9 protein-coding genes are annotated in these 11,676 nt (G+C 68.9%); 4 read left to right on the top strand and 5 right to left on the bottom strand.

The window, feature by feature from the left end; all coding sequences use genetic code 11:
• The 3 genes from D7X74_RS44515 to D7X74_RS32920 form a co-directional block, all read right to left on the bottom strand.
• Nucleotides 1-450: helix-turn-helix domain-containing protein (locus tag D7X74_RS44515; RefSeq protein WP_233602361.1), on the bottom strand; the 450-nt coding region annotated here is incomplete at its 3' end.
• Nucleotides 451-686: 236 nt separating this feature from the next.
• The gene (locus D7X74_RS32925; RefSeq protein WP_233602360.1) at nucleotides 687-2,096 is read right to left on the bottom strand and encodes a hypothetical protein; all 1,410 of its coding nucleotides are present in this window, start codon (nucleotides 2,094-2,096) and stop codon (nucleotides 687-689) included.
• Between the two features lie 303 nt (nucleotides 2,097-2,399).
• Entirely contained in the window at nucleotides 2,400-2,807 is a 408-nt protein-coding gene (locus D7X74_RS32920) for a MarR family winged helix-turn-helix transcriptional regulator (RefSeq protein ID WP_199741947.1), read from the bottom strand.
• 89 nt (nucleotides 2,808-2,896) lie between these two features.
• Between D7X74_RS32920 and D7X74_RS32915 the strand changes: the two genes are divergently transcribed.
• On the top strand, nucleotides 2,897-3,982 hold the full coding sequence (locus tag D7X74_RS32915) for an aldo/keto reductase (RefSeq protein ID WP_120536968.1): 1,086 nt from the start codon (nucleotides 2,897-2,899) through the stop codon (nucleotides 3,980-3,982).
• A gap of 54 nt (nucleotides 3,983-4,036) precedes the next feature.
• Here D7X74_RS32915 and D7X74_RS32910 read toward each other — a convergent pair whose 3' ends face one another.
• The gene (locus D7X74_RS32910; RefSeq protein ID WP_158622331.1) at nucleotides 4,037-5,365 is read right to left on the bottom strand and encodes a peptidoglycan-binding protein; all 1,329 of its coding nucleotides are present in this window, start codon (nucleotides 5,363-5,365) and stop codon (nucleotides 4,037-4,039) included.
• Between the two features lie 352 nt (nucleotides 5,366-5,717).
• On the opposite strand from D7X74_RS32910, the gene D7X74_RS32905 reads away from it, so the two are divergent.
• Nucleotides 5,718-8,636, top strand: coding sequence for a DNRLRE domain-containing protein (locus D7X74_RS32905; RefSeq protein ID WP_233602359.1), 2,919 nt, complete (start codon nucleotides 5,718-5,720; stop codon nucleotides 8,634-8,636).
• Nucleotides 8,637-8,690: 54 nt separating this feature from the next.
• On the opposite strand, the gene D7X74_RS32900 is transcribed toward D7X74_RS32905, so the two are convergent.
• On the bottom strand, nucleotides 8,691-9,281 hold the full coding sequence (locus D7X74_RS32900) for a TetR/AcrR family transcriptional regulator (protein ID WP_120536965.1): 591 nt from the start codon (nucleotides 9,279-9,281) through the stop codon (nucleotides 8,691-8,693).
• Between the two features lie 138 nt (nucleotides 9,282-9,419).
• Here D7X74_RS32900 and D7X74_RS32895 point away from each other — a divergent pair, with 138 nt between their 5' ends.
• A complete protein-coding gene (locus D7X74_RS32895; protein ID WP_120536964.1) occupies nucleotides 9,420-10,430 on the top strand; it encodes an NAD(P)-dependent oxidoreductase in 1,011 nt (336 codons plus the stop codon).
• 113 nt (nucleotides 10,431-10,543) lie between these two features.
• Nucleotides 10,544-11,560 (top strand): NAD(P)-dependent oxidoreductase, encoded by a 1,017-nt coding sequence (locus D7X74_RS32890; RefSeq protein WP_120536963.1) that lies wholly within the window; start codon nucleotides 10,544-10,546, stop codon nucleotides 11,558-11,560.
• Nucleotides 11,561-11,676: the final 116 nt, after the last annotated feature.

Below are 11,676 nucleotides of genomic sequence, written 5' to 3'. Positions count from 1 at the left end.
CTTCGCGACCTTCGGGCGCCTCGCGCGTCGGTCCGCATGCCACTGGGCCGTTGTTGCTCGATACTCCAAGCCACCGCCACGGGTCGCGGCATTGCGGCGCAACTCCCGCGAGATGGTCGAGGCAGAACGCTGAAGCCGACGCGCAATCGCACGAACTCCGAGGCGCTGAGCGTGGAGAATCGCGACTTCTTCTCGTTCGGCGAACGAGAGGTACCGCCTCGACAACTGGGCCAGCTTGATTGAGGGCATGCCGCCACCCTCGCGGAACCACCTGTATCCCACTACCGGTGAAACACCTGCCTCTCTGCCGGCCTCTTCGCTCGACAGCCCCTGGGCGATTGCCCTCCAGAAGCGTTCTCGGTGCTCACGCCGCCCTACGGATGGACGGCCGGGCGATGACATGGGAGGGCGTCCAGCTCGGGCAGCCCGTCGACGATTCTTCGCACCCATCGCAACTCCTCAGCTTCGAGTGTTGCGACGACCCGTTGAATCCACCTTGAATGCATCGATGCCTGTGATGCGAAGTGGTACGGGTGCATCCATGGCCCGGGCGGTACCCCCAGGTCCACCTGTGACACCAACCGGGCGTACTGCGTCTCCCAGTGTCCCCCGTTCTGACAGGGCGGCGAGGCCCATGACGGACCGGGAAGCGGGGCTGGCAAGGTCCGCCAGCCCCCGCCGGGCCGTCAGGTCAGGCCGCGCTGGCGATTGACGAACGCAGTGTCCCGGGCGGCGTCGTAGTCCGTGCGCAGGTCCGGGTTGGAGATCTGCTCGCCGAAGGCGCCGTGGAACGGGATGGCGTCCTCGGGCTTCTGGGCCTTCTCCTGCAGGTTGGACGTCACCCACTTCTGGAGCTGATCGATGGTCAGGTCCTTGAGCTTGCCCGCGCCGGGGATGGGCAGGTCGGGCAGGAACGACTTGGCGGAGAAGAGCAGGTCCACCATGCCCTTCACCGCGTCGTTGCGCTTGTTCAGCTCCTCCACGGCGATCTGGAAGCCACCTTCCAGCGCTCCCACCAGGCCGCCCATGAGCCGGGCGGCGCGCTTGGAGTCCTGCGACGGCGGGTTCTCGGTGGCGTGCTGCTCCAGGTCGGTGCTCATCGACTGCAGCCGGGACATGACGTCCTGGCGGAACGCGTCCTGGCCCTCGAACTCCGGCGGCGAGAAGAGCGTGCGGGTGAAGAACTCGGACATCTTCTTCTGGCCGTCCAGGTTCAGGGAGCCGGACTTGTCCTGCATCGAGGCCAGGACCGCGTCACCGTGCTGGGTGAAGAAGCGGGCGGCGGCGGCGCGCGACTCGCGGTTCTCCCCCAGCTTGCCGATGGAGTCCGAGAACAGCTTCAGCGACTCCGCCGTGGGCGGGTTGATGCGGCCGGCCGCGTCCAGCAGCTTGCCCAGCGCGGGCGAGTAGGACGCGTCCACGTCCGCGTTGATGTTCTTGAGGACGTCCGCCATGCCCTCCTTGTTATTGGCCAGGAAGGACTGGAGCCGGTCCGGCGGCAGGCCCGCGAGGGCCGTGGCGACGGCCGCGCTGCGCTGCTGATCATACCCGCCGTCCGCGCGGATGATCTCCATCTCCTTCTTGGCGTACGTCTCGATGAGGTCCGCGTTGCCCGTGCCCGCGACGATTCCCGCCAGGCCCTCGTGCGTCGCTCCCGGCAGCGCCCCGCTGTAGGCCGCCGCGACGGCCTTCTGCAGCTCTCCGGGGGTCACCGCGCCGGAACGGTAGGCATTGTCGAGCGCGCCAGACAGGCGCGCGCGGTCCGCTTCGGGCAGCCGCTGGACGTTGTCCAGGATGGCGCCGGCGACGCCTTCGAACTTGAACATCAGGTCCATGAACGCCGCCTGCTTGGCGGGATCCGGGTTGTTCTTCAGCCAGTCGGAGACGTAGCTCGCGTCCCGGCCGTCGGACGCGTTCGCGATGGCCTGCTCGGCGGACTTCTGCTCGGCCTCCGTCAGCGCCGTGGGGGCCACCGCCGTCGTGCTGGTGGCCCGCGCGACCGTCGTCTCCGCCCCCAGGCTCACCGCGCTCCGGGTCCCCGGCGTCGCCTGGAAGACGTCCCGCGCCAGCTCGGCACGCACCGCGTTATCCCTCACGGCCGGCTTCGTGACCGGCTGGGCGTCAGCGCGCTCCGGAGTGCGGGGCTCGACGCGATTCGGAATGCCACGCTGGATGGTCGACATGCTGGGGCCCCCACGCCTGGAGACAGGCGTATTTGGAGAGGCGGTCCATGCCTCTCGATTTCCCAGAATTATCGCGCAAACGCCCGAAAGGTTGCGATCCCCAGGAAGATGAGAGGGAAGCTTGCCTGATGGGCTGGCACGCCCAGCGTAGGGCATCGGGCCCTGGCGCGCTCACCCCTGGCTCCCGCCCGCTTCAGCCACTCCGGTGGGGCGCCGTCAGCTCAGCTTCTCAAGCAGGGCCCGGAGCTCCGCCTGCTGCGCCGCGCTCAGGCGTCCGAGCCGCGCGCCGAACGCCTCCGACAGCAGCGCGAGGCCGCGCGTCATCACCTTGCGCCCGGCGGGCGTGAGCTGCAGCCGGTGCCGCCGCAGGTCCGTGGCGTCGATTTCGCGACGCACGAAGCCCGCTGCCTCAAGCCGCTTCACGTACACCGTCACCGTCGGCTTGGGCATGCTCAGCGTCGCCGCCAGCTCCGCGGGATAGGGGTGCTCCTCCACCTCCGAGAGCACGAACAACTCCTTCGTCTCCAGCCCCAGCGCCGCGACGTCGGAGCCGACGCTGGAGATCACCGACATCAGCAGGCGGTAGTTCAGCGACCAGATCTTCGCCGGGTCGATCTTCGACATGTTCCCTTGCGCGGTAATTGGTACAAAATTAAATTGGTTCAGGGCTGAACCAAGCGGCCTTCAACGCTAACACGTCCCAGGAGTCTCCCATGCCTCTCGACCACTATGTGACGCTCGGCCGCTCCGGCCTCCGCGTGAGCCCGCTGTGCCTCGGCGCGATGACGTTCGGTGAAGACCTCGGGTGGGGTACGAGCGTCGAGGAGTCGGAGCGGATCATCGACCGGTTCATCGACCTGGGTGGCAATTTCATCGACACCGCGAACTTCTACACGAAGAGCCATTCCGAGAAGATCATCGGGGACCACGTCGGACGCCACGCCGCCCGGCGCGAGCGGCTGGTGATCGCGACGAAGTTCAGCGGGAACCTCTACCCGGGGGACCCGAACGGGGGCGGCTCCGGCCGCAAGTCCATCATCTCGGCATGCGAGAACTCGCTCCGCCGCCTGCAGACGGACTACATCGACCTCTACTGGCTGCACAACTGGGACAAGCACACGCCCATTGAAGAGACGATGGCCGCGCTTGAGGACCTGGTCCGGGCAGGCAAGGTCCGGTACCTCGGCGTCTCCGACACGCCAGCGTGGAAGATCGTCGAGGCCAACATGCTCGCTCGCTTCCGGGGCTGGTCGGCGTTCATTGGCTTGCAGATTGAGTACTCGCTGCTTGAACGCTCCGTCGAGCAGGAGCTCGTGCCGATGGCCCTGGAGCACGGCCTGGGGATCACGCCCTGGTCGCCGCTCAAGAGCGGTGTGCTCAGTGGCAAGTACACGCGCGCGAACGCGGGACAGCTCAAGGCCGACCGAGGGCTCTTCGTCGAGCCGTTCCTGAACGAGAAGACCTACGCCCTCGTCGATGCGCTCGAGGCCATTGCCCGTGCGCACCAGAGCACCGCGGCCCGCGTGGCGCTGGCCTGGGTGATGGCGCAGCCGGGCGTGGGCTCCACGATCATCGGCGCGCGGCGGCTCGCGCAGCTCGAGGACAACGTGAAGGCGACCGACGTGAAGCTGACGGCGGAGGACCTCGGTCGGCTCGAAGCGCTGACGAAGCCCACGTTCGGGTTCCCGCAGAGCATGCAGCCCGTGTTCCCCAGCATCCACAACGGAGGGACGACGGTGAATGGGGTTTCAGCGCCCCCTTCCGGCTTCGTGATGGAGAAGGGCGGCAAGCCCTACTGAGCCCACTTTCCCGCGAGACGCCAGGGCTGCTCGGCCCTGGCGCTTCGCGCCGCGTCAGGGCACCGGCACGGGCTTGGGACTCACCTCGATCATCCCAAGGTTGCCATTGAGGTACTCGGCCATCTGCTCCGGCGTTACCTCGATGGGCCCACGGGGGCAGAGCGGATCATTGACGATGTAGTTGCCCTCCGCCGTCTTGCCCGTCACGGTGACCCAGTGCCCGCCGAAGTTCCCATCCTCCAGGTAGTTGCCAGCGGCGGCGGCCGCGGGGCCCCAGGCCTGGTGGAGTTCATCGTCTCCGAAGGGATTGCCTCCCAGGATGACGGGATGGCCGCGGGTCAGCGCGCCATCCAGTGACTCCGCCGTCACGTCCGCGCTGCCGTAGACCGTGGCCACGGCACCCGCCTCCGTCACGCCCTTGGTGACCTTGTCGATCTTCATCGTGACCGACTCGTTGGACGCGCCGAAGATGCTGTCACGCACGCCGTCGATGGCCTCGCCCGCCCCGGCCGCGTCCGGGTGCTCCATCGCCCCCACCGCCGTCGCGGCGATGACCACCGAGGCCGGTCCGCAGTCGTTGCCACCGTAGTACTCGCTGCCATCGTTGTAGTCCGTGGCGCCCTTCTCCCCCCACTGGGCAACGTGGAAGGCCTTCGCCTCCTCCAACGTCGTGACGGTGCTCGGAGGCGTGGGCGGCACGAGGTCCTTGCCGGACAAATCCTTCACTCGCACCTCGCCATCCGGCATGCGGGTGAGGCTGCCACGCTCGAACTCCTGCACCCTCGCGCCATCCCGCCCTGGCTCCAGCGGTCCCATGGGCCGTCCGAGCTGTGGCGCGTACGCCTCCGCCAGGACGCCCATCGTGGCATCCGTCCTCGGATGCTGCGGTCGCTGCATGGCCTCCAGCGTGGCCGGGCTCATCTTGCCGTCGGCGGGGCTGATGCCCTCATCCACCTGGTAGGCGTTGAGCGCGGCCTGCGTCATCCCCCCGAAGTTGCCATAGGGCGCATTCCCCATCACCAGGTGGCCCGTCCCTTCCAGGAACTTCTGCAGGCGCGTGACGGGGCCCCCCTCCTCCGTGTCCTTCTTGCCAAAAGTCAGGTCGCCAACGCCCTCCGCCTGGGTCAGCGGCGGAGGCCCCCCATGCGGCTCACGCGCCGCGAAGGGCCCCTTCGCGGCCACGTCCATCAGCTTCGCCAGCCCCTGCAACCGCCGCATCGCGTCGCCGTTCACCACGCTCTCGAAGGTATCGCGCACGACATTGGGGCGGGGCTGCGGCCCGATCTTCGTGCCCGGCGGATACTGCGTGGGCGCGCTGCGCGTGCCCCCCGCGGTCGACGGCGGCGTGAAAAACGTGAACGGGTTGCTTCCAATCCGAGACATGAATCTCCCCCTCATGAGCCCCCCAGGGCCCGCACAACATCATCCGATATCCACCACGAGAGTTTCCAGCGACGGCTGCATTATTTAGCGCCGGCACAATGAATGACTCCCCTGCCCGCGCGCGAATTAAATGCATTTAATTGCGCTTAATCGCGGGGCCTGTGGGGCCGCCGTGTTGCTCGCCCTGCAACCCGGGGCGGACCCTGCCCTCCGGTCTGGCGCGCCTGTTGCTCAGGCCTTCCTTCGCGGTCCTTGAAGGAGAGTCAGCGTGAGACGGATGACAGGAGCAGTGGCGTTGTGGGGAATGGGTGTGGTGCTCGCAACCCTGGGTGGGTGCGGAGCGCCACTGACGGTGGAAGAGAATTCACCCGAGACAGGGGCGGAGACCGTCGGGACGGAGCGCGCGGAACTGACGACGCGGACGGTCGTCCTGACGCCCACGGCGGACGCGCATGTGGAGGCCGCGTCCCCGACCACGCGGTTCGGTTCTTCCTCCACCTTGAAGGTCTCGCGAACCCCCGAGGCGCAGATGTACCTCCGGTTCTCCGGGGCGGAGCTCCCCGCTCCCGGGACGGTGACGTCCGCGCGGCTGCGCCTGTTCGCGATGAACAACGCCGCCGAGGGCGTCGCCGTACATGACTCGACGGGCGTGCACACCTGGAACGAGGACGTGACGTGGAACACCCGGCCGGACTGGAGCAGCTCCTGGCTCACCTCGACGTCGGGGGCCGTGAGCAGCGGGACGTGGGTGGAGCTCGACGTGTCGGGCATGTACATCCCCAGCCGCTACTACAACGTCGACTTCCTCCTTTCGGCGAAGGGCACGGACAGCCTCACGTTCGCGTCCAGTGAGTACAGCGAGGTGGGCTTGCGGCCCCAGCTGGTCCTCACCGTCGAGTCCGGCTCGGACAACCCGCCGCCTCCTCCCGCGCCGCTCACGCTCTCCGGCGCCCAGGTCTCCTTCGCCGCGAGCGCCGATGCTTTCGTCTCCGCGGACACTCCGAACGCGACCCAGGGCAGCGCCACGACGTTCAAGGTGGACGGCGCGCCCGTGCAGGAGGCCTACCTGCGCTTCCCGGTGCAGGGGCTGACGGAGGCCGTGCAGCGCGCGGTGCTGCGCCTGTATGTGAGCTCGGGCTCGGATGACGGTCCTTCCGTGTACGCGCTGACGGGGCTGCCCTGGAACGAGTCGAGCGTCACGTGGAGCTCGCGGCCCTCCCGCACGGGCAGCGCGGTGGATGACGCGCAGGGGCTCGCGACGGGGAGCTGGGTGGACTACGACGTGACGGACCTGGTGCGTGGCAATGGGGACGTGTCGTTCGGGCTGTATCCCACGTCGAGCGACGGCATCACGTTCCACTCGCGGGAGAGCGCGGACGCCGCGCTGCGTCCCCGGCTGAGGGTCTGGACGGGCGCGTCGAAGTCCGCTCCGACGGACGCGTGCCTGACCCGCACGGAGTACATGGAGGATCCGCTCTCAGCGCTGCACGACACCTATGCCGCGGCGGCCGAGCCGGACACGAAGTTCCAGCACCGCGCCGCGCTGCGGGTGGACGCGGATCCCCGCGAGGAGGCCTTCCTGCGCTTCGATGTGCAGCTGCGGCCAGAGCGCATCCAGCGGGTGGCGCTGCGCCTGTACGCCGTGGACGGCACGGGCAACGGGCCCCGGCTGTACCAGGCGACGACGTTCGACGGGGCGACGACGGACTGGAACCACCGCCCGACGCCACAGGGCGAGCCGCTGGTGGACCTGGGGGCCGTCGCGCGGGATGCGTGGGTGGAGCTGGACGTGACGAACGTGGTGACGGCGTCCGGGACGTACGCGTTCGCGCTGCTGCCGGACAGCACCAACAGCGTGGGCTTCACGTCCACGGATGGGGAGGAGCACGGCATCCTCGGTGGCGCGCCCCGGCTGGTCGTCACGTATGAGAGCGCTCCGTTCTGCTCGTACCGGGGCACGAAGCCCTCGGGGACCACGGCCTGGGTGCGGCAGGCCGGAGGCGCGGAGGCCGAGTCCTCCCGCCACGTCGCGCCCGCGCCGGATGGCGGGTTCGCGGTCGTCACGCGGTTTTCCAGCACGGGTCCCCAGCACGTCACGTCGGGCCACAGCGTCTCCCTGCACCGGGCGGATGGGAGCGTCGCGTGGACGCGCTCCTTCCTGCAGGCGGGAGTGGTCCTGGAGAAGGTGGTGGTGACCGCGGTGGGCAACGTGCTGGTGGCCGGCAGCTACACGGGGGCGCCGGACCTGGGCAAGGGCCCGCTGCCCCAGGGCTCCGGCATCGTGGTGATGAAGCTCACGCCCACGGGCACGGTGGACTGGACGCGCGGCTTCCGGGCCTGGTTCGACACCACGGAGGACCACTTTGACAACCCCATGGATGTGCTCGACCTGGCCACGGATGCGCACGGCAGCGCGGTGCTCGTCGGCACGTTCTGGGGCTACACGGACTTCGGCACCGGGCCGGTGTACTCGGGCAAGCCGTTCCCCTACGACGACACGTACCCGAACTCCTACGTGCTGAAGCTCCAGTGGGACGGCGTGCACCTCTGGTCGCGCGTGCTGGCCACGACGTCCCTGACGGGCACCCAGGCGAGCAGCGTCGCCGTGGATGCCGGTGAGAACGTCATCGTGGGCGGCGAGGCGGGAGGCAACACCGACTTCGGTGGCGGTGTGGTCGCCGCGCGCGGAGGCTTCGTCGCCCGGTATGGCGTGGGCGGGGTCTTCGGCTGGGCGCGGGTGTTGAGCGCTCCGCGCAGCGACGTGATCTCCGTGGCCGTGCTGCCTGATCAGCGCATCGCCTTCACCGGGAACTACAACGGATACCTGTCGTTCGCCGGACAGAGCTACGTCAGCCGCGAGCCGGACGAGTATGACGGTCCCCGGGATGCGCTCGTGGGCGTGCTCACCGCGGCGGGCGGGGACGCGGCCCTGCGTCAGTTCGCGCACGACGGGTTCGCGGACATGGTGGTGGACGGGGCCGGGAACATCGTGACGGTCCAGGACGGCGCGGGGAGCCTCGTCGGACTGGGCGAAGTCGGGGGGCTGCCGGACACGGTGCCCCAGCCGACCCTGGCGGCCTTCGGTCCCGCCCTGGAGTCCAAGTGGGTCCGGGTGCTGGGGCCCATGTTCATGTATGGCTTCAGCCTCGCATCCTCGCCGGAGGGCCTGGTGGCCGCGGGCACCCTGACGCAGGCGCTCGAGCTGGACGGCATCTGGTACACGCCGCAGGCCCGGCGCTCCGACGTGTTGCTGTTCAAGCTGCGGAAGTAGGCACCCGGGCCTCGGGGTTCCCGCATGTGGGCGGGGGCCCCGGGGCGCCAGTACCTATGCCTTCCTTGAGAGCCAACTGACGATGAGCGAGGCCAGGGTCTCCGCGGCCGTGGCTTCGTCGACGAGGCCCCGGAGCATGTCGCGGGAGATGGCCTCCGCCGCGCCGATGATGCCAACGCAGCGCAGGTGCAGCGCGTCCCTCTCCAGGTTCGAGTAGGGCGCGAGCGTCTCACGGTAGATGGCCACGTAGCTGTCGAGCAGCTCGCGATGGAAGGCCTCCATCTCCTCGTCGCCTTTCATCGCCGCGGTGATGGCATGCCACTCCGGGCCGGCCGACGTGTAGCAGTGCATGTAGGCGGCGCTCATCACCCGGGCGACGTCTTCCAGCCGCTTCCGCGTGCGCTTGAGCGCCTCCAGGAGCGCCTGGACCTGCTGGGCGTCGATCTGCTCGTAGAGGGCAATCAACAACCCCGACCGCGTCTTGAAGTGCTCGTAGGCGATGGGCTTGCTGACGCCAGCCCGCTCGGCCACGTAGCCGAGCGTCAACGCGTCGGTCCCCTCCTCTCGGACGATGGTCTGCGCGATGTCGAGCAGCTGCTCGCGTCGCTGCGCCTTCGGCAACTTCCTGGCGGGGGTCTCACTCATGGCGGGTGCCATTTCGTAATCCCCTCGGGGGGCCTCCTCCAAGAAAACATGGCGAACCTACCATTGGTAACTTACTAATCGTAGCGAAGCCTGAAGCCGCACCCACCCTGCCCCGCCAGGCAGAGGAGCTCATCCGTCATGTCCACGAATCCGCAGCGCCCTGTCCTCATCATTGGAGGCTCCGGCCTCGTCGGCTCCCAGACCGCGAAGACGCTTCGCCGCCTCCATCCGAGCCTGCCCCTGACGATTGGCGGGCGAGACCTGGCCCGGGCCGACGCCGTCGCGAAGGAGGTCGGCGGCGCGGACGCGGTGCGGGTCGATCTGGAGCGGAGGGACCTGGGCCAGCCCGACGGGAGGGCCTACAGCGCCGTCGTCGTGTTCCTGAAGGACGACACCCTCAACTCCATGAAGTACGCCCAGGCGAAGGGAATTCCGTACGTCAGCATCTCCAACGGCGTGTTCGAGATGGGACCCGAGGTGGCGCACTACATCCACCAACCCGCGAGCGCGCCCATCTTCATGGACAGCACCTGGCTGGCCGGAGCGGCGATGCTGCCCGCCCTCCACTTCGCCCGGGAATTCAAGACGCTCGAATCCATCGAGTTCGCGGTGGTCCTCGACGAGCAGGACGTGGGCGGCCCGGCGGCCTACGTCGACTTCGAGCGCCTCACGAACGTCGCGACGAGCTCCCTGCTGCTCCAGGACGGCAGGTGGCGCTGGGTCCGGGGAGCGGACGCGACGCGCACCTTCACCGCGGTGGATGGGACGCAGTTGCAGGGACAGGTGTACTCGCCCTTCGACGTGCTGGGCCTCGCGGCCGCGACCGAGGCCCGGTCCATCCGGTTCGACATGGTGGTGGGTGAATCGGCGACGCGCCGGCGCGGCGGGCCCTTCTCGACGGAGATCATCATCGAGCTGTCCGGGCTGAAGCAGGATGGGACGCGGGGGCGCGTGCGCCACGAGCTCGTCCATCCCGAAGGCCAGGCACCGGTGACCGCGCTCGGGGTCTCCATCGCCGTCGAGCGGTTGCTCGGGCTCGCGGGCGGCCCGCCCGTGGCGCCCGGGCTCTACCTGCCCCACGTCCTCCTCGATCCGGCCTCCTTCGTCCAGCGCCTGGAAGCGTTCGGCACCCGGATCCGCCGCTCGTAGCCCTGCCTGCCTGCGCGCTGTCTGTCATTGCCGCCGACCTGGATTCCTACCGTTCGTAACCTACCCACCGTAGACACAGCCCCGGTCCGGCGGACCGGAGGAGCGCATCCGTCATGTCCTCGAACACGCAGCATCCTGTCCTCCTCATCGGAGGCTCCGGCGTCGTTGGAAGCCGGGCCGCGAAGACACTTCGCAAGCTTCAACCCGGGCTGCCCATCACCCTGGGAGTGCGAGACGTTGGCAGGGCCCAGGCACTCGCCCGGGAGCTGGGCGGTGCGGAGGCGGTGCGCATCGACCTGGAGCGGCGCGACCTGGGCCTGCCCGAGTCCGCGGCCTTCAGCGCGGTGGTCGTGCTGCTGAAGGACGACACCCTCCACGCCATGAAGTACGCCCAGGAAAAGGGACTGCCCTATGTCTCCTTCTCCGACTTCGTGTTCGACATCGGGCCGGAGGTGGCGCTGCACATCCAGCACCCCACCCGCTCGCCCGTACTCCTGCTGGGGCACTTCCTTGGCGGCACGGTGACGCTGGCCACGCTTCATTTCGCCCGGGCATTCCGACGCGTGGATGCCATTGAGATTGGCGCCGTCTTCGACGAGGAGGACGTGGGCGGGCCCGCCGCGAGCGGCGACATGGAGCGCGTCACGAAGGACCTGCCGAGTCCCCTGCTGCTCAAGGACGGCAGGTTCGTCTGGGCGCGGGGGGAGGACGTGAACCGCGACTTCGTCGGTGTGGATGGAACGCAGTGGCGGGGACGGGCCTCTCCGCTGCTCGACGTGGTGAGCCTCGCCGCCGCGACGGAGGCGAGGACGGTCCGGCTCGACTTCGCGGTGCGGGAAGCGGCGCTTCGCCCCAGCGGACAGGGCGTGTCGCATGAGGTCATCATCGAAATCACCGGCGAGCGGGAGGATGGGACGACGGCGCGCGTGCGCCACGAAATCGTCGACGCGGACGTGCACTCGGGCCTGAGCGCCCGGGGCGTGGCGCTCGCGGTGGAGCGCCTGCTCGGGCTCGCGGGCGGCCCTCCCGTGGCGCCCGGGCTCTACCACCCCGAGGGGCTGCTCGATCCCGCCTCCGTCGTCCAACGCCTGAGAGAATTCGGCACCCGGATTCGGCCTTACAGCACCTAACGAAAGTCAGGGCTGGGCTGGCCGTTGGCAAGGGGCATCCTCAGCTTGAGGGACATGGTCCGTGAACTCGTCCCCGACGCCTTCTGGCAGCGCGTGGCGCCCCTGCTGCCTCCGCC

This window comes from Corallococcus sp. CA047B (genome assembly GCF_003612065.1).
In the GTDB taxonomy this organism is placed as follows: domain Bacteria; phylum Myxococcota; class Myxococcia; order Myxococcales; family Myxococcaceae; genus Corallococcus; species Corallococcus praedator.
This window is presented reverse-complemented; position numbering and strand designations above follow the sequence as displayed.

Coding starts and splice junctions, on each gene's coding strand:
- D7X74_RS32895 (WP_120536964.1), top strand. CDS start 9,420: ATGTCCACGAATCCGCAGCGCCCTGTCCTCATCATTGGAGGCTCCGGC.
- D7X74_RS32910 (WP_158622331.1), bottom strand. CDS start 5,365: ATGTCTCGGATTGGAAGCAACCCGTTCACGTTTTTCACGCCGCCGTCG.
- D7X74_RS32920 (WP_199741947.1), bottom strand. CDS start 2,807: ATGTCGAAGATCGACCCGGCGAAGATCTGGTCGCTGAACTACCGCCTG.
- D7X74_RS32890 (WP_120536963.1), top strand. CDS start 10,544: ATGTCCTCGAACACGCAGCATCCTGTCCTCCTCATCGGAGGCTCCGGC.
- D7X74_RS32900 (WP_120536965.1), bottom strand. CDS start 9,281: ATGAGTGAGACCCCCGCCAGGAAGTTGCCGAAGGCGCAGCGACGCGAG.
- D7X74_RS32915 (WP_120536968.1), top strand. CDS start 2,897: ATGCCTCTCGACCACTATGTGACGCTCGGCCGCTCCGGCCTCCGCGTG.